Origin of the sequence: Methylobacterium nodulans ORS 2060, from assembly GCF_000022085.1 — a bacterium.
Taxonomy (GTDB): domain Bacteria; phylum Pseudomonadota; class Alphaproteobacteria; order Rhizobiales; family Beijerinckiaceae; genus Methylobacterium; species Methylobacterium nodulans.
Window position 1 is genome coordinate 3,640,614 of record NC_011894.1, and the last position, 23,845, is coordinate 3,664,458.

23 protein-coding genes are annotated in these 23,845 nt (G+C 68.0%); 3 read left to right on the plus strand and 20 right to left on the minus strand.

Annotated features, from left to right (window positions below; genetic code table 11):
- Positions 1–2 precede the first annotated feature (2 nt).
- From gpJ to MNOD_RS16680, 9 genes are all read right to left on the minus strand, one after another.
- Positions 3–10,568, minus strand: a complete 10,566-nt coding sequence (gene gpJ / locus MNOD_RS48080) for a TipJ family phage tail tip protein (protein WP_015930097.1) — start codon at positions 10,566–10,568, stop codon at positions 3–5.
- 7 nt (positions 10,569–10,575) lie between these two features.
- Positions 10,576–11,145 carry a tail assembly protein gene (locus MNOD_RS16645; protein WP_015930098.1) on the minus strand — a complete coding sequence of 190 codons (570 nt, stop codon included), beginning with the start codon at positions 11,143–11,145 and terminating at the stop codon, positions 10,576–10,578.
- The gene (locus MNOD_RS16650; protein ID WP_015930099.1) at positions 11,142–11,960 is read right to left on the minus strand and encodes an NlpC/P60 family protein; all 819 of its coding nucleotides are present in this window, start codon (positions 11,958–11,960) and stop codon (positions 11,142–11,144) included. Before MNOD_RS16650 ends, MNOD_RS16645 begins: the two co-directional genes overlap by 4 nt.
- Complete coding sequence (locus MNOD_RS16655; protein WP_015930100.1) at positions 11,938–12,669, minus strand: phage minor tail protein L; 732 nt, start codon at positions 12,667–12,669, stop codon at positions 11,938–11,940. Before MNOD_RS16655 ends, MNOD_RS16650 begins: the two co-directional genes overlap by 23 nt.
- Positions 12,666–13,031: a phage tail protein gene (locus MNOD_RS16660; RefSeq protein ID WP_015930101.1), complete on the minus strand. Its 366-nt coding sequence runs from the start codon at positions 13,029–13,031 to the stop codon at positions 12,666–12,668. The genes MNOD_RS16655 and MNOD_RS16660 overlap by 4 nt, the downstream gene beginning before the upstream one ends.
- 10 nt (positions 13,032–13,041) lie before the next feature.
- Positions 13,042–13,446, minus strand: coding sequence for a hypothetical protein (locus tag MNOD_RS16665; RefSeq protein ID WP_015930102.1), 405 nt, complete (start codon positions 13,444–13,446; stop codon positions 13,042–13,044).
- Positions 13,447–13,472: 26 nt separating this feature from the next.
- Positions 13,473–13,799 (minus strand): hypothetical protein, encoded by a 327-nt coding sequence (locus tag MNOD_RS16670; protein ID WP_015930103.1) that lies wholly within the window; start codon positions 13,797–13,799, stop codon positions 13,473–13,475.
- Positions 13,800–13,857: 58 nt separating this feature from the next.
- Positions 13,858–14,199 (minus strand): hypothetical protein, encoded by a 342-nt coding sequence (locus tag MNOD_RS16675; protein WP_015930104.1) that lies wholly within the window; start codon positions 14,197–14,199, stop codon positions 13,858–13,860.
- 291 nt (positions 14,200–14,490) lie between these two features.
- The gene (locus MNOD_RS16680) at positions 14,491–17,772 is read right to left on the minus strand and encodes a phage tail length tape measure family protein (RefSeq protein WP_198157611.1); all 3,282 of its coding nucleotides are present in this window, start codon (positions 17,770–17,772) and stop codon (positions 14,491–14,493) included.
- A 199-nt stretch (positions 17,773–17,971) separates the two neighbouring features.
- On the opposite strand from MNOD_RS16680, the gene MNOD_RS46725 reads away from it, so the two are divergent.
- The 3 genes from MNOD_RS46725 to MNOD_RS16690 all read left to right on the plus strand — a co-directional run bounded on the left by MNOD_RS46725 (position 17,972) and on the right by MNOD_RS16690 (position 19,014).
- Positions 17,972–18,214 carry a hypothetical protein gene (locus MNOD_RS46725; RefSeq protein ID WP_157091485.1) on the plus strand — a complete coding sequence of 81 codons (243 nt, stop codon included), beginning with the start codon at positions 17,972–17,974 and terminating at the stop codon, positions 18,212–18,214.
- Between the two features lie 138 nt (positions 18,215–18,352).
- A complete protein-coding gene (locus MNOD_RS16685) occupies positions 18,353–18,715 on the plus strand; it encodes a type II toxin-antitoxin system RelE/ParE family toxin (protein WP_015930106.1) in 363 nt (120 codons plus the stop codon).
- A gap of 5 nt (positions 18,716–18,720) precedes the next feature.
- Positions 18,721–19,014, plus strand: a complete 294-nt coding sequence (locus tag MNOD_RS16690; protein WP_015930107.1) for a helix-turn-helix domain-containing protein — start codon at positions 18,721–18,723, stop codon at positions 19,012–19,014.
- Positions 19,015–19,035: 21 nt separating this feature from the next.
- Here MNOD_RS16690 and MNOD_RS16695 read toward each other — a convergent pair whose 3' ends face one another.
- From MNOD_RS16695 to MNOD_RS16745, 11 genes are all read right to left on the minus strand, one after another.
- On the minus strand, positions 19,036–19,335 hold the full coding sequence (locus tag MNOD_RS16695; RefSeq protein ID WP_015930108.1) for a phage tail assembly chaperone: 300 nt from the start codon (positions 19,333–19,335) through the stop codon (positions 19,036–19,038).
- Between the two features lie 80 nt (positions 19,336–19,415).
- A complete protein-coding gene (locus MNOD_RS16700; protein ID WP_015930109.1) occupies positions 19,416–19,805 on the minus strand; it encodes a hypothetical protein in 390 nt (129 codons plus the stop codon).
- A 35-nt stretch (positions 19,806–19,840) separates the two neighbouring features.
- On the minus strand, positions 19,841–20,317 hold the full coding sequence (locus MNOD_RS16705; RefSeq protein WP_015930110.1) for a hypothetical protein: 477 nt from the start codon (positions 20,315–20,317) through the stop codon (positions 19,841–19,843).
- A 78-nt stretch (positions 20,318–20,395) separates the two neighbouring features.
- A complete protein-coding gene (locus MNOD_RS16710; protein ID WP_015930111.1) occupies positions 20,396–20,830 on the minus strand; it encodes a DUF4128 domain-containing protein in 435 nt (144 codons plus the stop codon).
- A complete protein-coding gene (locus tag MNOD_RS16715) occupies positions 20,821–21,024 on the minus strand; it encodes a hypothetical protein (RefSeq protein WP_015930112.1) in 204 nt (67 codons plus the stop codon). Before MNOD_RS16715 ends, MNOD_RS16710 begins: the two co-directional genes overlap by 10 nt.
- Before the next feature lie 25 nt (positions 21,025–21,049).
- Positions 21,050–21,505, minus strand: a complete 456-nt coding sequence (locus MNOD_RS16720; protein ID WP_244424753.1) for a hypothetical protein — start codon at positions 21,503–21,505, stop codon at positions 21,050–21,052.
- Positions 21,506–21,597: 92 nt separating this feature from the next.
- Positions 21,598–22,605, minus strand: a complete 1,008-nt coding sequence (locus tag MNOD_RS16725; RefSeq protein ID WP_015930114.1) for a phage minor head protein — start codon at positions 22,603–22,605, stop codon at positions 21,598–21,600.
- Positions 22,605–22,835 carry a hypothetical protein gene (locus tag MNOD_RS16730; protein ID WP_015930115.1) on the minus strand — a complete coding sequence of 77 codons (231 nt, stop codon included), beginning with the start codon at positions 22,833–22,835 and terminating at the stop codon, positions 22,605–22,607. The genes MNOD_RS16725 and MNOD_RS16730 overlap by 1 nt, the downstream gene beginning before the upstream one ends.
- Positions 22,835–23,206 (minus strand): hypothetical protein, encoded by a 372-nt coding sequence (locus tag MNOD_RS16735; protein WP_015930116.1) that lies wholly within the window; start codon positions 23,204–23,206, stop codon positions 22,835–22,837. The genes MNOD_RS16730 and MNOD_RS16735 overlap by 1 nt, the downstream gene beginning before the upstream one ends.
- On the minus strand, positions 23,206–23,460 hold the full coding sequence (locus MNOD_RS16740) for a hypothetical protein (protein ID WP_015930117.1): 255 nt from the start codon (positions 23,458–23,460) through the stop codon (positions 23,206–23,208). Before MNOD_RS16740 ends, MNOD_RS16735 begins: the two co-directional genes overlap by 1 nt.
- Positions 23,460–23,843, minus strand: coding sequence for a DUF4054 domain-containing protein (locus MNOD_RS16745; protein WP_015930118.1), 384 nt, complete (start codon positions 23,841–23,843; stop codon positions 23,460–23,462). Before MNOD_RS16745 ends, MNOD_RS16740 begins: the two co-directional genes overlap by 1 nt.
- Positions 23,844–23,845: the final 2 nt, after the last annotated feature.

Below are 23,845 nucleotides of genomic sequence, written 5' to 3' on the forward strand. Positions count from 1 at the left end.
GGTCAGCCCCAGATGATGATCCGCTTGTTGTTAAGGTCGACCTGCATCTGACCGTCGCCGCTCTGAAGCAGGCCGGCGGTCATGGTGCCGACATTGGCGGTGATGGCCGAGAGTTGCGTCACCGAGAGCTTGTTGGCGCTGACCGAGTTGACCCAGAGGCCGCCACCGTTGACGCCGGTCCCGTTGAGGATGAGGTTGCTGGCGTCATCCCACATCGCGAGACCCCAGCCGCCACCGGAGAGATCGTTGATGTAGCCAACCGCCACACGCAACGTGCCGTTGCTGTCGCGGCAGTACATGCGACCAAGGCCCGTGTTGTTCGGTGCCTCCAGCACGAAATTGTTGCCGCCGATCTGGATGACGCCGGCCGTTATCATGCCGGCCCCGATCTTGTCCGCGGTGACCTGCCCGGCGCCGATCTTCTCTGCGGTGATCTGTCCGGCCGCGATGTGGCTGGCCTGGATCGCGTTGGCGGCGATCTGGTTGGCGGTGATGGTGCCGGTGTTGATCCGGCTGCCGTCGATGATCGTCCCGCCGTATGTCGGGTTCAGCCCAGCATAGCCGTCGTAAGAACACATAAGGACGGTGTTCTTATCGGCGAAGATGTCAGGCCAGTTGTTGGCGGCGAAGTTGAGCTGGTTCGGCCGCCGCTTGTCCCACCAGATGTAGCAGAGGGTGGCGCCTGCGTTACCGCTGCCGCCTGGGCACCAGCTCGCGACATTGTTGCCGGCGTCGTCGATCCACAGGACGTGACCTCCTGTCCACGAGACGGTGCGAGTGTTTTTGTCAACCGAGAAGTCGATGCCGACCGTGCGGACGCCGCGCAGGGCCACCGTCAGGGCGTTGACCCGGATCGAGTTAGCTTCGATCGCGCCGCCATTGATCTTGGTGGTATCCGAGCCCATCCAGCTCGTGAGCGATTGCCCGCCGCCGACCTGGATCTTGTCGGCGTAGATCGAGTTCGACTGGATGTGCCAGCCGGAGATGGTCGTGCCAGCGATCTGGTACCCGGTGATGGCGTTCGCAGCGATCCTGTCGGCCGTGATGGTGCCGGCGGTGATCTTGTTGGCGTTCATGGTGCCGGTGGCGATGGTGTCGCCCCAGATCACGGTCGAGGAGCCCGGCGCCCAGTCCGAATATTCGGCCTGATTGGGCTTGGCCTGCCCGAAGTAGAGGCCGCTCCAGAAGGTATAAGGGCCGTCACCACCATTGAACGTCGTCCGCAGGTAGATTGCGGCCGTGGCGGCGTTGGACGGGGCGGTGGCGAAGCAACCCATGCGCGCCCAGGCGCTCAGGTTGCCGTTGCTCATCGCGTTCTCGACGGTGTTGGTCCAGGCCTCCCCGCAATAGGCGTCGTTGGCATCCATCCAGACGATGATGAGGTGAGCCTTGCAGCGGTGAGCCGACACGTAGCCGGACACCTCGTATCGCTTGCCGGCGACCACCGGGAACCGCTGGCTCCAGGTGCCGTCCTGCTTCGGGGTCGACGCATAGGTGTCCCAGACATAGCCGGCCGGCGGGGTGCCGGCGCAGCTCACCTGCAACGAGCCCATCCCGTTCGGCTGCCAGCCGGGGCCCGATTGGTTGAGCCCGATGTAGGGGGCGCGGTTGCCCAGATCCCCCAGGTTCGACCACGTCCCGTAGATGCCGGGGACGGTGCCGCCGCCCCAGTTGTTCACGCCGGGCGTGCCCGCCCGGAAGTCAGAGTTGTAGAGCAGGTTGGTCGAGTTGAGCCCGACGCCGATCTTGTCGGCCGTGATCGCGCCCGCCGCGAGCTGGTCCACGCCGATGGCGCCGGCCGAGATCTGCCCGGCGGTGATCGAGTTCGCGACGAGCTTGTCCGCTGAGATCGTGTTGCCGGCGATGTTCCAGCCGATGATGGTCTGGCCGGCGATCTGGTTCGCGGTGATGGTGTTGGCCGCGATCTCATAAGCGGTGATGGCCCCGGCCGCGATATGGCCGGCGCCGAGCGTGCGCGCCTGGATATTCCAGCCGATGATGGTGGAGCCCGCAATCTGGTCCGCCGTGATGGTATTGGCGGCAATCTCGGTCGCGGTGATGGCGCCGACCGCGATCTGGCCCGCCGTGATGGTGCGAGCCACCAGCCGATCCCCGTAGATCGAGCCGGTGGTGATGTTGGTGCCGGTGATCGTGGTGACCCCGGGGTCCACGTAGGGCGAGCACTCGGCCTGGCCCGCCCGCGCCGCAGCGTACATGGCCCCGACTACGAAGATGAGGGGGCCCGCCGCGGTGATGTTTTGACCGCGGTAGAGCACCTTGAACCCGTAGGCGTTGGACGGCGAGGTCGCGAGGATCGCCATCCGCGGGTAGTCGGTCAGGGCTCCGCCGACCTTCGCGAACTGACCGATGACGTTCGATCCGTCGTAGCGGATGGCGTTGCCGGCGCTGTCCAGCCACAGGACATGCATCTGCGCATCGCAGCGATGGCAGGTGACGTAGGCCGAGAACTCGTAGGGCGTGTTCGGATAGCAGGGAAATGCTTGGAGGTTGTTGCTCGTGTCGATGCGCTGGTGCCAGGTGTCGAACCACTGTCCGCCGGCCCCAGTCCAGCCCGTGCCGTAGCCGGCGAAGCCCTTGAAGCCCGACGGCACCCAGCCCGTCTCCACGAAGATGTCGGGCGTCCCGCCCCAGGTCTGGCCGCCAGCCGTCCAGCCGGCGAGGCCCTGGGCCATGTCGGCGTTGAAGGCGAAGTTGGCGCTGGAGACGGCAAGCTTGCTGGTCGTGACCGATCCGGCCGCCAGCTCATTGGCGGTGAGCGTCCCAGTCGCGATCTGCGAGGCCGTGATGGTCCGCGACGCGATCTCGTAGGCCGTAATGGTTCCGCCTGCGATCCGGTCCGCCGTGATGGTCCGCCCGGCGATCTCGTTGGCGGTGATCGTGCCCGAGACCAGATTGCCGGCCGAGATCGTGCGCCCGGCGATCTTGTCTCCGGTGATGGTGCCGCCCGCGATCTGACCGGCCGTAATGGTCCCACCCGCGATCCGATCCGCGGTGATCGAGCCCGCGATGATGCGGTTGGCGTGCAGCGAGCCCGTGCGGATGGTGCCGCCGTCAATGGTGGTCAGGCCCGGCGGCGAATAGGGCGACACCTCCGTCTGGCCCTCGATGGCCTTGGCGAACATCAGGCCGGACACCATGACGTAGTGCCAGCCCTGACCGTTGATCCAGGTGTTGCCGAACCGCACCCGCGGCTGCGCGTAGACCGCACCGGCCGGAGCGACGACGATCAGCTTCGAGCGGGCGTACTGGTCCCACTCTTCCACGGAGTTGTAGAACGAACCCTGCCAGTCCAGGGTCGTCCAATTGCCCCAGGTCTCACCGATGTAACTCTGGTTGTTGTCGAGCCAGATCAAGCCGACAATGGCTTGGCAGCGGATGGTCGCCAGATAGGCACTGATCTCGTAATACTCGCCGGCCCTGACGGAGATCCTCTCGGCATTGCCGTCCGTCTTCTGGCGGTCGATGTGGACTTCTGCGATCGTGCCCTGGGCGATGTTCTCCCCGTTGGTACGGCAGCGGAAGGCCCGCATCCCGGCCGGAGCGTGGTTGGTGTCCGTCCCGTCGTTGACGATCACCGCGCCCGAGTTGCCACCGCCGACCGACCAGCCGGCCACGAAGCCGCTGCTGTCGACGTTGGTGCAGTCGGCATTCGGCGCGAGGTTCAGCGACGCAACCGCCAGCTTACTGGTCGTGACGGAGCCGGCTGCGAGGTTGCCCGCCTGAATGGTGCCGCCAGCAATGAGGCTGCCCGTGATGGTGCCGCCCGCGATGTTGGTCCCGGTGATGGTGCTGCCGGCGATCTTGTCGCCGGTGATCGTGCTGCCCGCAATCTCGGTCGCCGTGATGGTGCCGGTGGCGATCTGACCTGCGGTGATGGACTTCGCGGCGATCTTGGCAGCCGTGATCGCGCCATCCACGATCATCTGAGCGTTGGCAGCTTTCCGCGCCTGCACCTTGCCCCAGTAGACGTAGCTGCCATAGGCGTAGGGCTTGTCACACAGCAGGAGCACCTGCATCCGCTGGATGCCTTCGGGGATGGTGATCTGACCCGAGAGATCGACCCATTGGTTCTTGAGGTCGGTGTAGGCCGCGGTCGGCCACTGGCCGTTCCCCCCGGCGGCATCGGTGAGAACGGCCATGAGGCTGGCCCGCTCGCCGTTTGCGTTGAAGACGCGCGCCGACAGGTTGATGACGTCGCCCGGCCGCACCGCGATCGGGTCGGAATAGGCGCAGTCGCGTGCATTCGAGCGCAGGCGGTGCATACCGCCGGGGTCGGTCGCGACCGACGTATCGATGAGCGTGTCGCCGCCGCCGAGAGACCAGCCCTCGGAGTTCGCCGAGCCGTCGATCGGGTTCGTGAAGTCCCCGTTCTTCAGCATGTTGCTGGGATCGGTGAGGACCAGCTTCGAGGCGGTGACCGATCCGGCCGCCAGCTCGCGCGCAGTCAGCGTCCCGGCGCTGATGTTCGCCCCCGTGATGGTGTTGCCGGCGATGCGGTCACCCGTGATGGTGGACCCGGCAATCCGGTCACCCGTCAGCGAGTTGACGGCGATCTCGTTCGCGGTGAGGCTGCCGGTGACGATGTGCCCGGCCCCGATGGTGCGGCCAGAGATGTTGAAGCCCGTGATCGTGGCGCCGGAGATGTTGCCTCCGGTGATCGTCCCGCCCGCGATACGGTCGCCCGTGATGGCCGAGCCGGCGATCTCGTAGGCGGTGATGGTCCCTGCGGCGAGGTTGGTCGCCGTGATGGTGCGGGCGGCGATCTCATTGGTGGTGAGCGTCGCGGCCACGATATGCCCGGCGCTGATCGTCCGGCCGGCGATCAGCCCGCCCGTGATGGTCGCGCCCGCGATCTTGTCGCCCGTGATGGTCGAACCGGCAATCTCGGTCGCCGTGATGGCCCCGACCGCGATCTGCCCCGCCGTGATGGTGCGGGCGACGAGCCGGTCCCCGTAGATCGAGCTGGTGCGGACGTTGCCGCCCTCGATCGTGGTCACGCCCGCGTCGGAGTACGGGCTCGGCTCGGTCTGGCCCTCGACGGCCTGGGCGAAGAACAACCCGCCCGCCATGCAGTAGGGGTTGCTGCCGAAGTTGTACCAGCGGACCCGGATATCGGCACTGGCGGCGTTGGCCGGCGCGGTGGCGATCACCCAGGAGCGGGCGAGCCGATCCCAATCCGCCAGTGATGAGCCAGAGCCGAGCTGCGTGGCGACGATGTTGTTGCCGCCGTGCTCGGTGATGTAGGTGCCGGTGGCGTCCCACCAGATGATCGACACATAGGCGGTGCAGCGGTGCGCCGAGACGTAGGCCGAGAACTCGTAGCGCGCATTCGGCGTGACCGGGATCCGCTGCTGGGCCCCCGTCGCATCCGGGTTGGCGTAGATGATCTCGGAGATGCCGCTCGTCGGCTTGTTGGCATCGTCGTAGCGGACCGAGAAGACCCGCATGCCCTGCGGAGCCCAATCGGTGCGGATGCCCTCCACGAGCGGAGTGATGCCCGTGCCGCCGGCCGCGCCCCACCAGCCGGAGGTGCCCTGCTGGAGGCCGCCGTTCGCGGCGAGGTTCAGGCTCGCCACCGCCAGCTTCGAGGCCAGGATCGAGCAAGCTTCGATCTTGTCCGCGTTGACGGCGCCGGTCGCCAGCTTCGGCGTGCTGATGGCGCCGTCCGTAATCTGGGTCTGAGTGATCTGGCCTGCGAGCTTCGCCGTGCTAATGCCGGCGATCTGCGCGTCCGTGACCTGCCCCTGGAGCACGGCGGCATTGACCGAGGCCACCTGCGCGGCCACGACCTGTCCGATCAGCTTCGCCGCGCTGATGCCCGCGAGCTGGTCATCCGACAATGTGCCGCTGACCTTGGTCGCGCTGATCGCCGCGAGCTGCGCGTCCGTGAGCTGGCCCGTCACGTCGGAGGCCCCGACCCCCGCGGTCCAAGCCCCACCCACCGCGCGGTAGATCTTGCCGTCCGAGTTGAGCACCACGGAGGGGCCGGTGTAGCCCGCGAGGCTCGGGAGCCCGTTGACGATGCCGAGGGCGGACAGACCGGAGGCGAGCTTCGACTGGCCAACGGCGTTGTCGGCGATCTGACTCGCGGCGATCTGGCCGATGAGCTTCGCGGTGCTGATGCCGGCGATCTGGCTATCCGACAGTGTGCCGGCGATCTGGGCCGCGTTCAGGCTCGCGATCTGGGCGGCCGTGATCTGGCCAGAGATTTGGCCGGCACCGATGCTCGCGATCTGGCTCGCAACCACCTGCCCGACGAGCTTCGCGGCCGAAACCTGGGCGATCTGGGCGTCCGTGAGGGTGCCGGTGATCTTCGAGGCGGCCAGAGCCGCGATCTTGGCATCCGTGATGGCGCCGGCCGCGATCTGGGCCTCGCCCAGTTGCCCGGTGATGTCGCCCGCAGCAACGCCGGCGGTCCAGGCCCCGGAGACCAGCCGGTAGACCTTGCCGTCCGCGCCGTTGAGCACCACGGACGGGCCCGTGTAGCCGGCCGGGTCCGGCAGGCTGGACACGATCCCGACCGCCGAGAGGCCCAAGGCGAGCTTGGCCTGGGTGACGGCGTTGTCGGCGAGCTGCGCGGCCGTGAGCTGGCCTTGGATCGCGACCGCATTGATGCTCGCGATCTGATCCGCCGTGAGCTGGCCGGCGACCTTCGTGGCCGCAAGGCTGACGATCTGGTCGGAGGTGAGTTGCCCGCTGATCTGGGCCGCCGTGATGCTGGCGATCTGCGAGGCGACGATCTGGCCGACAACCTGGGCGGCATTGATGCTGGCGATCTGCGAGGCGGTGAGCTGGCCGGCGACCTTCGCTGCCTCAATGGACTGGATCTGGGCGCTGGTGAGGGCGCCCGTGATGTCGACCGCCTGCACCGCGGTCGTCCACTGCCCACCCACGAGCCGGTAGAGCTTGCCGTCCGTCGCGTTGTAAGCGAGCGCGGGGCCCGTCCAGGTTGCGGGATCCGGCAGGCTGGTGACCGCGGTCGGCGCCACGACCGAGGCGGCGAGCTTGGTCTGGTCGATGACACCGTTCTGCAGTGCCGCCGCCGGGAGGGCCGCCGTGGTCGCCGTCTTCGGGCCGACGAAGTCGCCGGCCGTGCCCGAGCTGTTGACCGGCCGGACCCAGTATTTGCGGGTCTGCACGATCTCCAGGGTGGTGTCGCTGAAGAAGTTGAGCGGCGCTGGGACTGTCGCGAACAGGCTGGCGTCCGCCCCGTCGTCGCGCGTCCCGACCCACACCTCGATCGCGGCAAGGTCCGGGTCGCTCGGGTTGACCCACGACAGGCTTGCCGTCCGGTAGGCGGCGTCCACGGTGAAGCTCGTGATCGCGCCGGGCTTCGCGGTGTTCTTGGCCGCGGTGATGGTAGCGATCGGGGACCAGCCCGAGACCGCCACCCCGCTGTCGTTCACGGTGCGGACGCGGGCCGTGTAGAGAACGCCCGGCTTGAGGTTGCGCCAGGTGAAGGTCGGCTGGCCCTTGTCGGCGCGGTCACGGATCCAGGACGAGTTCGTGACGCCGTCGCCCTCCGTCAGCTCGAATTCGTAGATCCCGAGGTTGCTGCTGCCGACCGGGTTCCAGGTCGCGGTGATCGCGGCCGTCGCCACGCCAGTCGCCGAGACTTCCAGATCCGTCGTCAGGTTGAGCCCGGTCGGGATGTCGGGCGCCTGGACGTCGATGATCTTGTTGGTGGTGCGGATCTCGACCTGCGGCGAGATGTTCAGCTCGGCCGGGTTCTTGCCGAAGCTGTCGTAGAAGGCGACCCGCACGTAATAGGTCGTCTCGGCCTCGGCCGGCAGCAGCAGGAAGCCGGTCGGGGCGACATCGGCCGCAGGGGACGTGGCGAGCGGGTCGAAGTTGCTCGTCTTGGACAGCCAGACCAGCACGCCGGCGAGATCGGAGTCCGCCGGCGGGGTCATCCAGACGCCGATGCTCTCCGTCGTCCAGTCCAGCGTCGGGACGACCATGGCGGGCGCCGGATTGGACACGACGAGCACCGCCGGCTGGCTCTCGCGGCCGATCGCGTCGCGCGCCGCCACCGAGACCCGGAAGCGCCGCCGCGGGCCGCCCTCGTTGAGGTTCTCCTCGTAGTCGTAGGTCGCCTGCGCGGCGGTGATGATCTCGGTGTGGAGGAGCGCATTCGTGTCCGCGTCGAACACCCGGAAGGCGTAACCGACCTCGTAAGGCCTCACGTCCGGCGGCCAGGTCAGGCCCCACTCCAGGGTGCAGCTCCGCCCCGTGAAGACGCTGCCGCCGCCCTTGACCTGCAGGCCGGTGACGGTGGGCCCGGCAAGCCCTTCCCAGCCCTGGACCGTGTAGGTGATCTGGGCGGCGTCCGACAGGCGCCCGTTCAACCCCTCGGCCTGGACGATGAAGGTCCACTCGCCCGTGGCCGCGTCGTCAAAGTCCGCCGAGGTGGTGCTGCGCTTCGGTAGGGTCACCAGCGAGCCGTTCGGCTTAATGGCCGTGACGTAGTAGGCGACCGAGTTGAAGGGCTGGCCAGCCGTCCAGCTGAGGAGCAGGCTCTGCCGCGGCAGGTTGTTCTCAAAGTAGGTGCTTTCCCTCACCGTGAGGTTCGTCGGGGCGAGAACGACGTTCGGGAACTCGCTGATGTTCAGCGGCTCGAAGGCCGCGCCATCGTCCACCGCCGCATAGATCGAGGGCTCGTGCTGGAGCGCCTGGATCCCGCAGATGTGCGGCTCGACCTCCTTGATGCCGACGATCCGGAACAGCTGCGGCACCACCTCGCCGGCGATCTGCCACACCGCCGCGGCGTCCGGCACGGAAGGCAGGGCGGGCGAGATGCTGACCTCGGTGAGGTCGACGCCGGCCAGCGTCGTGATCTGCCGCTCTGCCACGCTGCCGTCCGGCAGGGTGACGGAGATCTCGTAGGGCACCCCGCTCTTCAGGGTGACCGGCCGATCGAGGAGGAGGGTCGAGGCCGTCGAGCCGGCCTTGAGGCGCCCGCCGGCGTCGATGTTGCTGATCTGCGGGTCGGCGATGGCGATGATGTCGCCGGGGCGCCGCACGGCATGGTCGAGGCCCGCCCGGTAGGTGGCGGTCTGCGTCGCATAGTTCTCGACCAGGAGGCGCCACAGGCCCTCGCGATGCGCCTGCCCACGCGAGGTGCAGCCGAGCAGGTCGATCTTGGTCGGGTTGTAGCCGTAGCGGGCAATGCCCTCGCCGTGCTCAACGACCTCGATCTGCGGCTTGAACAGATTGTCCGGGTCGGTCCAGCTGACCAGCGCCACCGTGTGGCGGGCCTTGCGCCCCGAGGAGCTGTAGGTGATCAGCCCCTCGATGACGTTGGCTGGCGTGACCAGCTGGCGGACGTCGTCGGGCCGGTCCTGGGTGGCCGTGACCGCGCCCGAGGACCAGTAGGCCATGCCGCGCCAGATCGCGCTGATCTGCTGGAGCAGGTCGAAGGCGTCCTGCTGAGTGCTGATCTGGGCGTTGAAGCGGAAGCGCGGCTCCTGGCCGCCCTTGCCGTCCGAGACCAGCACGTCGCAGTAGCGGCCGATCTCGTACAGGGTCCACTTGTCGATGCTCTCGACGCTGATGAACTCGCCGAGCCCATAGCGGTCGTTCCACAGCACGTCGTAGAAGACCCAGGCCGGATTGTCCGACCACTCCTCCTTGAAGGTGCCATCCCAGATGCCGGAGTAGGTGCGCGCGACCGGATCGTAGTTCGACGGCACCTTGATGAGCAGGCCGTCCACCAGATAGGTCCGGGCCGGCACCGAGGAGCCGAACTGGCTCGCGTCCGCGGTCAGGCCGACCAGGGCCGAATGCGGATAGCTGAACTTGGCGTCCTGGATCGCGGTGAGCGAGTAGAAGACGAGATCGCTCTGGCTCGTCCACTTGTCCTGGCTGGTGTTGAAGCCGTCGGTGTCGTCGGTCAGGCGCGTGACCCGCACCTGCCAGGGCGGGCTCGACCCGGCCGGATTGCGCGGCAGGGCGACCTCGTAGGACACGAAGTAAGGCGAGGTGTTCTTGCCGGTGATGGTGAGGTCGCCAAGCTGGTTCACCCATGGCCCGCCGCTGTAGCGGGCCTCGATCCGGAAGCTGACGCTGTTCTGGCGGACCGAGCCGTCGTTCTTGGCCAGGAACAGGGCCGGCAGCTCGATGATGACGCGGGCCCGGTCCGCCTCGCCGTCGCTGATCGCGGCGGTGACCGGCGTCGCCTTGCTGACCTTGACCCCGACCTCCCGCGGCGTCTCCACCTCGGGATAGCCGGGCATGTAGGACTGATCCGGCGTGCCGGTGCGGAAGTCGGCGCTCAGGCCCTTGAAGTTGAAGGTGCCGTCCGCGTTCTGGACCGGGACGTCGTTGAAGTAGATGCCCTTCAGGCCGCCGACGACGCCCGTGATCTCGCCCTCGCCGAGCAGGTCCACGAGACGGACCGTCGCGTTCGAGAACAGGGTGTCGGGTGCGCTCGAGCCCGAGCCGCCGGTCTTGCCGCGGCCGGAAGAGGACTTCCTCCCCCGGATGGGAGCGTCCTGGCGCATGCTGTCCTCCGGCGCGGCGGCCGGATCGAAATCGATGCGGTCCATGATGTCCTTACGCGGTCGGCAGGCCGTTGCTGTTGGCCGTGGTCACGCCAGCAGAGATCGTGATCGGGTTCACCATGGCGCGCCCGTAGATGAGAGGAACGGGAATGCCTTGCTCCGAGACGTTATCGGCGCCCTGGAACATGTAGGACTTCTTCTGTTTCTCGGTTTTCTTTTTGGGCGACAGCAGAGAGGACACGCCCTGGAGCGCGAGGGAGATGCCGAGGCCGAGCAGAAACTGTCCCCCGGGGATCCAGAAGGAGGCCACGGCGATCAGCGTGCCGACGATGATCTTGCCGACCGACATGCCGGATTTGCGGGCGCGGATCACCGGCACGATGTGCAGGTCGCCTTCCGGCAGCCCGAAGGTGATCAGATCCTTGTCGAGGTGGAGCGCCCTCTTCGAGCGGCGGCTCTTGCCGCACACGACCCGGAACCGGCCGTCCTCGATCGCCTGGCGGAAGCCCGGGAGCTGCGCACCGAGCGCGCGGCAGGCCTCCGCCAGCGAGCGCACATCAAGCCGGAAGGAAGCGCCGAAGCGTTCCGCCAGCGAGCCGTAGAGGCGGACGGTCCGCATCATGCCGGAGGCCTCCAGTCGTCGGGCAGATCCGTGTGGCGCACCAGGAAGTCGAGCTTGCTCCGCCAGACCGCTGCCGGATCGCGGCCGGAGAGCTGGTGCGCGAGGTGGTGCAGGATGAGGCCGCCCCCGATGTAGATGCCGCCGTGGTTCAGCACGGGGGAGCGGACCCGGCACAGGAAGCAGTCGCCGGGCAGCGGGCCCTCGGGGCCGCGCTCGACACGCCGGAAGCCCGCCCGCTCGAAGCCGTCGCGATAGAGATCGAGTTGGGGCTGCCCTTCCCGCGGTTGCCACCAGTCCGGGTCGCGCACGAAGTCGGGGATCTCGATGCCGGCCACCTCGCGGTGCCAGTCGCGGCCGAGCGAATAGCAGTCGTTGACCCCGTGCCGGAACGGGCGGCCGAGCAGTGGCGGGCGAGGCACTTGATCGCCGAACCAGAACGGGTCGGCGCAGCCGGTCGAGAGGCACAGCGAGATGCCCCAGGGCACCGCCATGGCCATCTGGCTCTCCATGTCGGCGCCCGACGGGCAGTCCGGCGGCGGGGTGACCTTGCCGGTCGCCGGATCCTCGACCGAGCAGTGCGAGTGCAGGACCGCGAGGTAGCGGTGCCCGCTCACCGCCTCCACCTCGGCCGGGTCGGTCTCGAACTCCGTCAGCGGGTCGCCGGCGATGTTGCGCAGCGGGGCGTAGGAGCCGTCCTCGCGGATCAGGCCGCCGGCCTCGCGCGGCCATTCCGCATGGGCGTGGCGCTTGTGCGCGTCCACCGCGGCGCTCCAGCGGGTGTTGAGGCCGTCGTCAAACGCGAACGCGAGCGACACCGGGAAAGCCTCCGAAGGGCAGTGGCGCGTCGGCGCCGAAGCGGACCTTGCAGCAGGTGGTGACGTGCCGGCTGGGCTCGTCCTTGTCGGGTGTGGTGGGATTGCCGAACCGGTCGTAGGCCTGGGCGCCCGTGTAGGGGCACGTCACGTGGGAATAGTCCCAGGCCCCCTTCTCAGCGTCCCAGCGCCGGTACCGCCACAGGCAAATGTCGCGGACGATCAGCCGGGCGGGCAGATCGCGGCCCTCCTGGTCCATGTCGGCCGCGAGATTCCAGACGATCTGGTGCTTCGAGTGCTCGACCTTCTGCTCGAAGCGGTAGATGTCCTGCGCGTAGGCCGCCTCGGGATCGGGCGTCACACCGTCGTCCAGGAACTGCGCGTAGGTGCGCGTCCGGATCAGCCGGGCGCCGATCAGGTCCTGGTAGAGCAGCGTCGCCGATGACATCAGCCGGGTGGCGTTCGAGACGCTGATCTTGGGCTGGGGCATCTGCCCGTGGCCGGTCATCTCGAAGCCTTCGGCCTTCACGTCGAGCGGGGTGTAGGTCACGCCCCGGAACGTCAGCGGGCCGCGCGCCCGGTCCGCCTCGGAGGTGAACGCGAACTGCTGGTTCACCCGGATCGGCGACAGGTCGATGATGAACAGCGCAACGAGATCGCCCGGCGTGAGGCTCTGGCCCGCGCGGATGAGTGCGGTATTCGGAGAAGTCATGGATCGAAGTTCTCCTTGAACGTCGCCGTCAGCGTGCTGTGCAGCGGGTTCGCGTAGTCCGTGGTCCAAGTGTCGCAGATGAACTGCCGCGCGGCGTCCTCGTAGGGGACGAGGAACATAAAGGGCAGGTAACCCTTCCGGCTGATCAAGAAGTCTTCAAGCTGCCTGATCTTGTCGGACCGGAGCGGGATGGACCGATAGTTGAAGTCGCGCGTCAGCGGATTGATGCCGTCACCGGTCCGCTGCGAGTATCGATCCCCGAAGGTCGCGGTGAGCACCGCGACCTTCGCCGGCTTGGACGAGCCGGTGGTGACCGGCCCGTAGGGTTGGATCCCGAGCGTCGGGAAAGGCGGGTAGGCCACCGGCGGCCCCTTACGCGGCCGGCGTCGGGCTGGGGTACGTCATCGGCGCCGTCACCGTCTGCGGCGGGACGCTCACGAGGAGCACCGTGTAGGGCTCCATCGGGTGCAGCGCCTCGGCGCCGTACTGCCTCTCCAGCGCATCGAACAGCGCCGCGTCGGCGGCGTAGTAGCCGGGCGTCGCGGCGGCCGTCGGGGCGGCGAACACGTTCTGCCCGACGAAGCGCTGGCAGAGGTTGAAGAAGCGGCCGACCTCGGTGGAGACGATCACGCCCTGGGCGGAGGTGCCGTCCTTGCCCTGGATCTGGACGGGGCCGCGCATCGTGAAGGCGTCGAAGCCGCGCTGGAACACCGCCACGGGCGTACCGCGGGCGATCGCGTTTGCATTGAGGTCGAGCGTCAAGGTCTGATCTGCCATCGATCTGCTCCTGGCCTGTCAGGCTCTCAGTGCTGCCCCAGCGGGGTCATGAAGCGGCGGGCACTGTCGCTCAGCTGCTCGACGCGCTCGGGCGCGAGGGTGACGCTGCGCAGGGCGCCCTTCTCGACCTGGACCGGGCTGTTGGTGAGCTGGATCCAGAACATCAGGGCGATCTCGATCACGTCGCCCGTGTTGATGCCGGCGCCCGGCTTGAAGACGCAGGGCGGGTTGTTCTCGACCGTGGGCATCGGCACGTCGCCGGAGGCCTGCGCGGTCGCCTGGGGCGCTGACGGGGGCGCGGGCGGAGGGATCTGTGCGTCTTCGGCCTTGCGGTCGATCGGGGGCTTCTTCACGGGCTGCTCCTAGGGTGTGCTGCCGGCCCATTCCCGGGGCCGCGACGGGACGGGGCCGTCAGGCGCCGAAGCTGAGGGCACCGATCAGGCGGTCCTGACCGGTGCAGAAGGGATCGATGGGCGTCTCGACGCGCAGCTTGCTGATGCTGATCGAGCCGGCCGGGATCTCGGCGGCGCCGATGTGCTCGGCGCGAATTCTGTCGGCGGTGATCGAGCCGCAGCCGATCCGGGGGCCGTCGATGACGGTGTCAGAGTGACCGGGCGCCCACCCGGTGACCGTCAGGTTCTGGATGGAGCTGTGCAGCACGGTCTCGTGGACGGCCTGCTTGGCGGTGGCCAGGGCGACGGGGGCGGCCACGGGCGCGAGCCCGAGCATCGCCAGCAGCGAGCGACGATTCATGAGGTGGTCCTGTGTGAGTGGATGCAAGATTAGGCCGGGGAGCTTGCGTCGCTCACCCGGCCCTTTCACCATCGGCGGGGCCACCCAACCTGATGGAGAGCCCAGTGTCTGAGGAAAAGAAGCCGGAAGTCCCGAGACCAACGCCGGTCACACGCTGGCCACCGGAGGTCTAGAAGGCGCTCTTCGAACTGGTTGCCTTCGCGCACAATCAGGGGACGCAATGTCTTTTGTTCAACTAACTCACGACGGGCAGCCGCTCGGCTCCTTCGAGGTTGCGATCACGCGAACCGATTAGGCAGTGCGGCGGGCGCCCGCGGCGTGCAACATACCGCCCGGCCGCATCTGCTGCTGGGCGGTCGCCATCCACATCCGCTCGAACTCCGCCCGCATGGCCTTGGCGTTCGCCTCGGCCGCGCGCTGGTCGGCCTGCTCGTCGCCGGTCGACTGCGAGGTGATCTGGGCGATGAAGGTCGGGCCAGCCGCAGGCTGGTTATTGTTCGCGGGCGCGGGCGCGCCGGCGGGCATCGCCGGATAATCCGCTGGGCCGACATAGCCGCCGTCCGCGTAGCCGCGCAGGCGGCCCCGCAGCGCCTCCAGATAGCCCACGCCGACCCGCGAGACCGACGCGGCATCGAACACATACTCGCCGCGGTGGACGATGCCGGCGGGCTCGAAGCGGCCGCCCGCGCCGGTGTATCCGCCGTCGGCAAAGCCGAAGAACTTGGAGATGGTGCTGAAGAAGCTGGCAGCGGACGCTGCCGATGGCATATCGGGACCGTAGCCGCCCTGCGCCATCGTCGGCAGGCCGCGCGAGCCGCCGCCGATGCCGTCGAACAAGCCGCTGACCAGGGCGTCGATGCTCTTGTTCAGCAGCTTGTCGATGATGCGCTGGAGGGCGTTGTTGAGGGCCTCGGCGGCCGTCGCGCCGCGCATCATGTCGGAGGCGAAGCCGGAGAAGGCCTCCTTCGCGAGATCCTTCGTCTGCTTCAGATTGTCGTTCAGCTGCGCTTGCTGAATGGCTGCCTGCGCGGCCGGGCTCGACACGTCGCCGAATGCGCTGCGGGCCCGGCTGTAGGCCGCCTGCTCGCTGTCGGTGCGCCCCAGCTGCTCGCGTTCGAACCGGAGGTCGGCGCCAAGGCGGGTCGAGGCGAGCGCGCGGCTCGCCTGGGCCGTCGCCAGCGCGCTGGCGTAGACCGATTTCCGGTACTCGTCGGTGATGGGGATGCCGGCGAGCATATCGCGCTGAAGGCGCTCGTCCGCGGCGTTGCGCGCCTCCAGAGCGACCGCGTCGCGGCCATAAAGCTCCGTCGAGTTCTGGACGGCGCGGTTCTGCAACTCCAAGGCCGCCGTGCGCTCACGCTCGGCCTTGAGCTGCTCGTCCAGGCCGGGGGGGCGGGTCGTAATCGCCGGGATGTATTTCTGGGTTTCCTTCGGGAGGGTGCTGATGTCCTCGCCGCTGGCCAGGAACCGCTGAACCCGCCTGGGGCCGGCATTGTACCCGATCATGGTGAGGTCTTCGCGCTGATTGTACTGCCGCATCAGCTGCGAGAGCAGACGCGCCGAGGCGTCGAGGTTTTCGTCCGGATCCCAGACGTTGCGGACCCCCAACCCGCGCGCCGTGTCAGGCATCAGCTGGCCCATGCCCTGCGCGCCGGCTTTAGACAGCGCGTTCGGGTTGAATCCGCTCTCCTGCTTGATCAACGAGGCGAAGAAGTCCGCGTTCAGGCCGTACCGATTGGCGGCATGGTAGACCATATCACGGTATCGATCTGGCACCTGATTGATGCTGATCGCGTAGCGGCCGCTGCTGTTGTTGTAAGTTTCCTTCTTGATCCGGTCCGTGTCGAGCTGCAGCTCCCGCGCGAGTCCCTCGCGGGTTAGGGCGTTCTGGAGCGCCTCATCGCGGGACTTCGTCAGGCTGGCAAGGTCCCTCGAGTCCGCATTCGCGATGCGGCCCTCGTAGTCTGCCCGGATCTGGGCCGAGGACAGGCCGTTCGGGTCGATGCCCCGGGCCTGGAGCTCGTCGAGATATCTCTGCTGGCCTCGGGCCACTTCCTTGGCGACCGGGGAGAATCCGACGGTGCGGTTGTTGAACTCGGCCGCCCGCACAGATGCCGCAACGGACACATCGCCGAACCGCGCGATGTCGTCGGCCGTCGTCCTTGCGAGGCGGCTAAGCCGCTGGAACAGCTGCTCCGCCGCGGCCAGCTGGGCTAGATCGAGACCCCACCGCACCGGGACGCTGATCGCCTTTCGCAACTGCTCGGCGGCGTCCTCGGTTTTCTTCAGCTCCTGGCGGCTGGGATCGAAGGACCGCACCAGATCCCCGATCACGAGGCTGTTCCGGTTCGCGGAGGCCCGCTCGTTGGCCTTGTTGCGCTGGTCGACGAGGGCCTGGATCCGCCGTAGGTTCGCCTCGGCCGCCTCCAGTTCGTCAGCGGTCCGCCCAGGGGACAGCGAGCCAAGCCAGCTCTCTCTCTGCGTCCGCGCGTCCTGGGCCCACCGCTGGGCGTCGGCTAGCTGCTGATCGAGGTTGCCGCCGGTCAGCACCCGATCGACCTTCTGGCCGATCGTGTCCCAGAAGCTCGAGATCGCGTTGCCAGCGGTGGTGGTGATCCTGGCCCATCCGCTGGTCAGATCCGATGCCTTCTGGAGGCTGGACGAGTAGGCATCGAGCAGCACGCGCTGGGCGCCCAGGCGGTCGCCCTGGGCTTGCAGCCGCTGGATCGTCTCCCGGGTCCGGTCGTTCAGGAAGCCGAGCTTCTCGTTCAGCATGTCGGCGCCACGGGACGGATCCGCGAACGCCTGGGCCTGCATCTGCGCCACGTCAGCGAGGTCCTGGCCGGTGGTCGCGGCGAAGTCCTTGGCCGTCCGGGCGAGCCCGTCGAACATCTCCCGACCGATCCGGCCGGTCGAGGCATAGACCCCGGCGAGCTCGCGGTACTGGCGCGTGGAGAGGCCCGCCGCGGCAGCGTTGGCGCTTGCCATTGCGTTGACCTCGGCAACCGTGGTGCCCGACGCGCGGCCGACGCCGGCGAGGCTCTGCGCTAGCTCTCGCTGCGAACTCGAATAGGACTGCTGGGCCACGATCGCCGTGACCGCGGCGGCCGTGAGCCCGCCGAGCGCGCCGCCTACGATGCCGATCCGCGCGGCGAGGCTCGTGGCGGCATCCCCCGCGGCCTTGAACATGCCGGTGATGCTGGCGCCGCCAGGGCCGAAGACCTGGGCGATCTGCGGGCCCTGCTGCATCAGGATCATCGCCGGGCTCGCGCCCGAGGCCGCCGAGGAGAGGATGTCGCCGGCCTGGAAGGTCAGGTTGCGGATCTCGTCCACGCGCGGCGCCCGCCCGGCCTGGGAGGTGGACGGTGCGGCGCCGGTGCTCGACAGGCTGCCCAGCCGCGCAGCGGCCTGAGCGTTGAGATGCGCCTGCCGGCCCGCCTCACCGAGCGCCTTCCAGCCGGCCGCCTGACGCGCGAGCGCCGCGGTGGTGTCATTGACCGCCCGGGTGGTCTCGCCCTGGCGGGTCACATAGTTCCCGAGATTACTCCCCGCCGCGCTGATCTGGGCGGCCAAATCCCGGTGCGCGGTCGCGGCCGCCCGTGCCCCGGTCGTCGTCTGCGTGAGCGCAGCCCCGGCCCGCGCCGCGCTCGCTTGGAGCGCCTGCGCGGCGGACTCGGCACCGCCAGCGGCCTGCTGGAGGTTGCCGAGCGCGGTTGCTGCCTCTACGGCAGGGCGCGCGTCGATCGCGAGGCCGAGAGTAGCGAGGTCAGTCATGAAGTGGGTGCTTCTCTGGATAGCGATAGGAGCAAATGGCGATCTGACGAGCGGATCCGCTCAGTTCGATACAATTGACGCATGTTACGCCGCCGAGAAGGCGTACAAGGCTATGTATAAAGATTATGATTTTCGCAATATAACGGCGGGGAGGCGAACAATTTACAACGATGTAAGAACGGTTTGTATCAATTCAGAAAAAGGCGACGCCATGTCGATTATAAGCCCGCCCGCCAAATAGCATTCTGGCTTGAACTTGGGAGCGAGGCGGATCACACCGCCTCGCCCTTGGCACAGATGGGCTGCAAGCCACTCACTAAGTACGGCCAGACCGCACTTTTCGCTTGACACAACTACGGCCAGCCCGTAGTTTCTTATCATGCAGACCGTCATCGAAACCGCTCATTTCCTGCGCCGCGCCGATGCGAGCGGCATGACGGAGGCCGATCGCGCTGCGCTCGTCACGATGATCGCTCGGCACCCGGACGCAGGCGATGTCATCGCCGGGACCGGTGGGGTGCGGAAGGTGCGCTTCGGCGCAGAGGGACGGGGCAAGAGCGGAAGCCATCGCGTCATCACCTTCTTCACCGGGCCGGACCTGCCGGTCTTCCTGATCACCATCTACTCCAAAGGCGAGAAGGCGAACCTCAGCAAGGCCGAGCGGAACGATCTGGCAAAGCTGACGAAGATCCTGGTTGAGACATACCGCGCGAAGGTGCGGCCATTGCGGGCAGTGGAGTGAAACAGATGACGAAGCGAGTGTTCGAAGACATCAAGGCCGGACTGGAGGAAGCCATTGCGATCGCGCAGGGTGACATCGGCGAGGCCCGCATTCACGTTCCCTCCTCGATCGACGTGCGTGGCCTGCGTAAGCGTCTTGGGCTCACCCAGGGCCAGTTCGCCGACCGTTATGGCTTCTCGATCGGCGCGGTGCGGGATTGGGAGCAGGGCCGCGCCACACCCGAGGGGGCAACACGCGCATTTCTCCTTGTGATCGAGCGCGAGCCGGAGGCAGTCGAGCGGGCCCTTCGGGCGGCCTGAGCACTCCCGCCCCTCCCTGGCTCACGCATCGATCACCGTCCCGAAGCGGTCAAAGGCCCGCTCGAAGGCGTCCACGTCCGAGGCGGATGCCAGCCGGGTGACGGTGGGTCTCTCGGGGTCGTCGGGCTTGGGGAAGGCGGCGCGGCGGGCGCGGTCCATCGCCAGGATGATCCGCACCTCCCAGGGCCGCAACCGGACGTCCATGGTCCGGCAGTAGGCGTCGATCTCTTGGTAGGTGAAGGAGAGGGCCCCCCAACCCGCCTGCCGCGTCTCCTCCAGCTCCCAGAACACGTCCCAGAGGTAGGCGCCGCCGGGCGGCACCCGCTCTAGGGATTTGGCGAGGGGAACTTTCGCGGTCTGCGCGAGGGTGATGCGCCGGACCTCGGCGCACAGCCGCTCGGTCAGCCGCGCCCGAAGTTTCCCCGCATCGCGGTGAAGCCGAGCACCTGATCCGCGAACCAGGGCCGCTTGGTGCCGAGCTCGATCGCGGCCTCGAGGCTGAACTCGATCGGTGAGCCGCCGAAGCCGATGTTCGTCCAGCCGGTGATGGCCGCCGCCGCGTTGCGGGCCCGCGACAGCATCAGCTGGGTGTCCTCGTCGGCCGGCTCCCGCTCGGGCGCGGCCGCCACCATGTCGCGGATCCGGCGCAGGTTGGCCCGGTACTGCGCCGACTCCTGCCCGATGACTCGCAGGACGGCATCGGTCGGCTTGCCGGTCTTGGGGTCGTGCACGGTCATCTCGGCGCCGCGCGTGGCCTCGGCATCCAGATCATAGTCAGCAAGATCAAGCATAATCCCTCGGTCCTCCGTTTCCCTTCACGGTCGGCTTAGGTCGCCGCCACGCGGTAGATCGGCGTGTTGATGCCGACGTTGATGTTCATGGTGATGGCATTGTTGGCCGCGCCGGGGTTCTCGCGGCAGGACATGACCTGCCCGGCGAAGTAACGCTTGCCGTTGGTCCCGGTCGCTGTCTTCTTGTTCGGGTATTCGATATAAAAGGCGTAATCGAAGTTGGTCGCCGCAGCGGCAATCGCCGCCTCCTGACCCGGATCGCCGTCCTTCAGATCGACCACGAACGACGGCGTGCCAGCGTCCTTGGTGCCCTTGGCCTTGAGAGTGCGGCTGTTCCCAAGTTGGTTCGAGGTGATCGACGTGGCCTCGTCACCAAAGGACCCGAGATCCTTCAGGCCCTTGATCTCGGTGAAGGCCAGTCCGGAGAGATCATCGACGGCGTCGATGGTGTCGATGTCGATGCTCGGCCCGATGAACAGCTTCGAGCCGTTGGACGGCGTGAACCCGGACATGATGGTGCCCTCCTGGGACATGGTGAGAGACCGCACTCAGGCGGTAGGGACGGGCTGAGCCCGAACTCGGGGGGCGGATCAGGGGGCAGCGGGGACGCCGACGCGCCAGCGGACGGTCACCGGGAAGCGCACCCAGGGGGCGTCGTCGATGGGCCCGGCAACCTCGGGGGTCTCGTCGATGCAGACGGTGAGGTCGTTGCGCCAAAGGCGCGTGCCAGCCGCGAACGCTTGGCGGACCTGGGCGGCGACCTGAAGCGGCTTCACGAAGCCCTGGCCCGCCGGCCACACGACCGAGAGCTGAAACAGCCCAAGGTGGGTCACGTCACTGTCGAAGGGCAAACCGTCGAGGCGCGACGTATTTGGGAAATAGTCGACCGCGAGGAAGGGCTTGCCCTGCTCTGGCGTGAACGCGACCCCCGGCATCGCCACCCTCAGTGCCGGGTCGAAGGTCTGCTGCGACACGTACCAGACCAGTGCGTCGTAGATCCGAGCCTCAACGCCGGTCACGGCCATGTGCTACGCTCCCGGCGATGTCCGATCCCGCCGACCACCCGCTCACCGATGAAGACGTGCACGAGCGGCTGCACGCAGCCCTGGAGGCGCTTGGCCATGGCCGGCCGGTCACGGTGCGGGGCCGAACCCTGATGGAAGCCGCCCGCACCGCCCTCGTCACGATGCAGCTCGCGCTGGTCTATGCGATGGAGCATGGCGAAGATCGGATCCGCTGCCTGATCACCGACGACGAGGACGGTTCTGGCCCGCCTGATTCGCCGCCACCGCCGCCTGCGCGTCCCGCGCCGCCTCCTCGACGAGGCGGGGCCACTGCTGCGCGGCGCGCCGGGTCCAGCCGAGGCCGGCCTGATTGATGTTGCGGCCCAGGCTGTCCTGGCCAACGAATCCGTACTCGAGCCGTCGCGCGTAGGCGGTGGTGTAGGCCGCAGTGATCACGTCGCCGGCATGGGCGGTGGCGATGGTGCTGATCACCATGCTCTCATCCCATGTCGTGGTGGGGTGCTTGGGCTCCTCCTCGCGCGGCTGCGGCGGCGGGCCGTTGACCACGACGACAAGCGAGGCGCGCAGGGCGCCGGTATCCAGGGGCACGTAGCTGCCCGGGGTCTGCATCAGCTGGATCAGGCGCAGGGTCGCCGTCCGGAACACGGCATCCATGCGCGCCTTGGTCTGCTGCACCCAGGCGTCCACGTCGGCAGCAAACCGGGCCTGCCCCTGCGACGCTCGTCCGGAACGAAGGAAGACGCCTGCGGTGGGTCCGGAGCTCGCCATCAGGTGAGCCCCGCAAAGAAGTCGACGGCCGTCGACATCCAGCACCGGCAGCACACGGTCTCCTCTGCTGGGGCCGCCGGATCGCACGGATAGGCGAGGAAGGCGCCAGAAGGTGACCGAAACATCGAGCGGAACGGCACGCGCTGTCCGTCGAGCACGCTGTGGGTATGGCGCACGCGCTCATCCTTGGCCGAGTGCCACACCTTCGACACCAGCGCCTCGCTCACCTCGCCCCGCTCAATCATCTGCCGGGCCGACTCGAACGCTGCCGCGTTCATCGCCCGCAGCGTCTCGGTCCTGGCGATGGTGATGGCGCGGTGCCGCAGGGCGCGATTGCGGTAGGCGGCGACCAGCTTGGTGATCGTCTCGGCTGGAATCGGCTGCCCGCTCTTGATCGCCTTCGTGACTGCGCCGTCAAAACGGCGGTCCCTGAGCTTCCGCGTCAGCGCCGCCGGATTGCCACTGGCAAGCTCCTCCGCGTAGCGGCGGCACCAGCCCTCCTGGCTCGCCGTCAGACCAATCGCGCCGCCCTCACGCCGCCCTGTGGCGGGGTTGATGCGGCCGACGAGATCCAGCGCCGTCGCCTTCGGGTTGCGACCCGCCGCGGTGCCGGCAGCGAGAACATCACGGATCAGAACGCGCTGGTCGTCGGTGATCTCGCGGATGAGCGTGCTGGAATACGAGCGCAGCCATCCCTCCGCGGTGGGGTTGCGCATGTCGAACTGCACGACAAAGCGCGATTGGCCCGGCACCTTCGCGCCCGCAGCGGCGTTCTCGCCGCCTGCCTCGTAAGCGTCCGAGATGGCGCGATCGAGCGGGCGGAACGAGGCCGGGTTGATCTTGAGTTCGGCCAGGATGCCGTCCACGTCATTCGCCTCCGCGAGTTCCACCAGCCGCGCCATTCTGGCCGGATTGCGGATCGTGCGAATGCTCTCCTCGAAGGCTTTGCGGACCTCCGGCTCCCATTTGGCGACGAGATCGGGGATGCGGATCGGTGTCCGAGCCATCACGCCCGCTCCCGGCAGGGGCCGAGCCCGCAGACAGCGCAGTGGCTCGGGGCGGTCTTGTCCTGGGCCAACAGGATCTCGCGGCACACCGCCGGGCCGGGACGGCTCGCGGACGGGGAGATGATGAGCAAGGCGACCTCGCAGGGCACGACCGCGCGGATCGCCTCGGCGGCCGCCTCGGCCGCCCGATGGCCATCGCGACCCGGGTCGGGGACGATCAGAACGCGCATCAGAGGCGGCACCTCAGAACCCACGCGGCGCCCGCCGGGTCGGAGCTAACGGCTGGCGCGCTGCCGCCGGACGAGGCGATGGTGAGGGTCTGCCCGCCAATCGTGATCCGGCCGCCCTCTACAGGCTGGACGTCGAGGGTCTTGGTGAGCACCATGACCTTCCAATCCTTCGCCGCGACGAGGCCGCCCTGGCGCTCGTAGGCGGTCCACTCGTCGCGCTGGGCTTTGCAGGGGAAGGTCTGTGGCGCGCCCGGCGTTGGGTCGTAGCTCGGCCCGGACGCCGGCCCGTCGACCTCATAGACGGCGTCGACGTACATCCAGGAGAAGGCCGCGCCGAACACGCCCGCGAGGCCACCGTCGAGCAGGCCCATCAGCCGAACATCACTTCTGGCATATCGATCTTGACGACGCCGCGCCACCACTCGCGGCGGACCTCGTTGCCATCGACGACAGGATGGCCATTCCCATCCACGACCCCGACAAGCACCTCGCCGAGTTCCTCGTCGGCGGTGATGCACCGGAAGACCTCCTGGCCATTCAGGGTCACCTTGATCGCCGCAGGCGGGCCGCCCCACTGCAGCAGGGTGCGGTAGCCGCTATCGCGCTCGTCGACCGAAATTCGCATCACACCACCAGCACGGCCGGGAAGCGGGAGCGGATCAGGTCGAGCAGCTCGCGCCCGTAGGCGGTCTGGCTGAGGGCACCGTTAGCCGAGGCCGCGGCGGCGGTTCCCGACCGATCGAGCTGCAGCTGGCCGGAGCGGAACGAGGTGAATCCGAGCGCGCCGGCTGCGGCCAGTTCCGCCTCGGCGCCCGTGCCGATCCCGCGGGTCGTCATGTCATGGGCGGCCTGGAGCATCACGGCCTTGCGCCGATCCGTGTCAGCCCACCCGTCGTCGGCCACCGACGCCGCGTCCTCCAAGAACCCGGCGATCCGCTGATCCGGCACGGCGTCGAAGGCGGGAAAGCGGAGCTTGAAGTCCGCGGCGGTCGGGGGCGTATAGGCCATGG

What these genes read in the sequence shown, in the direction of transcription:
- MNOD_RS16665 (WP_015930102.1), bottom strand. Translation starts at nt 13,446, where the DNA reads ATGGCAGATCAGACCTTGACGCTCGACCTCAATGCAAACGCGATCGCC.
- MNOD_RS16730 (WP_015930115.1), bottom strand. Translation starts at nt 22,835, where the DNA reads ATGCGCGTTCTGATCGTCCCCGACCCGGGTCGCGATGGCCATCGGGCG.
- MNOD_RS46725 (WP_157091485.1), top strand. Translation starts at nt 17,972, where the DNA reads ATGAAGTGGGTGCTTCTCTGGATAGCGATAGGAGCAAATGGCGATCTG.
- MNOD_RS16735 (WP_015930116.1), bottom strand. Translation starts at nt 23,206, where the DNA reads ATGGGCCTGCTCGACGGTGGCCTCGCGGGCGTGTTCGGCGCGGCCTTC.
- MNOD_RS16690 (WP_015930107.1), top strand. Translation starts at nt 18,721, where the DNA reads ATGACGAAGCGAGTGTTCGAAGACATCAAGGCCGGACTGGAGGAAGCC.
- MNOD_RS16675 (WP_015930104.1), bottom strand. Translation starts at nt 14,199, where the DNA reads ATGAATCGTCGCTCGCTGCTGGCGATGCTCGGGCTCGCGCCCGTGGCC.
- MNOD_RS16710 (WP_015930111.1), bottom strand. Translation starts at nt 20,830, where the DNA reads ATGGCCGTGACCGGCGTTGAGGCTCGGATCTACGACGCACTGGTCTGG.
- MNOD_RS16745 (WP_015930118.1), bottom strand. Translation starts at nt 23,843, where the DNA reads ATGGCCTATACGCCCCCGACCGCCGCGGACTTCAAGCTCCGCTTTCCC.
- MNOD_RS16715 (WP_015930112.1), bottom strand. Translation starts at nt 21,024, where the DNA reads ATGCTCCATCGCATAGACCAGCGCGAGCTGCATCGTGACGAGGGCGGT.
- MNOD_RS16740 (WP_015930117.1), bottom strand. Translation starts at nt 23,460, where the DNA reads ATGCGAATTTCGGTCGACGAGCGCGATAGCGGCTACCGCACCCTGCTG.
- MNOD_RS16655 (WP_015930100.1), bottom strand. Translation starts at nt 12,669, where the DNA reads ATGACTTCTCCGAATACCGCACTCATCCGCGCGGGCCAGAGCCTCACG.
- gpJ (WP_015930097.1), bottom strand. Translation starts at nt 10,568, where the DNA reads ATGGACCGCATCGATTTCGATCCGGCCGCCGCGCCGGAGGACAGCATG.
- MNOD_RS16700 (WP_015930109.1), bottom strand. Translation starts at nt 19,805, where the DNA reads ATGCTTGATCTTGCTGACTATGATCTGGATGCCGAGGCCACGCGCGGC.
- MNOD_RS16645 (WP_015930098.1), bottom strand. Translation starts at nt 11,145, where the DNA reads ATGATGCGGACCGTCCGCCTCTACGGCTCGCTGGCGGAACGCTTCGGC.
- MNOD_RS16725 (WP_015930114.1), bottom strand. Translation starts at nt 22,605, where the DNA reads ATGGCTCGGACACCGATCCGCATCCCCGATCTCGTCGCCAAATGGGAG.
- MNOD_RS16685 (WP_015930106.1), top strand. Translation starts at nt 18,353, where the DNA reads ATGCAGACCGTCATCGAAACCGCTCATTTCCTGCGCCGCGCCGATGCG.
- MNOD_RS16705 (WP_015930110.1), bottom strand. Translation starts at nt 20,317, where the DNA reads ATGTCCGGGTTCACGCCGTCCAACGGCTCGAAGCTGTTCATCGGGCCG.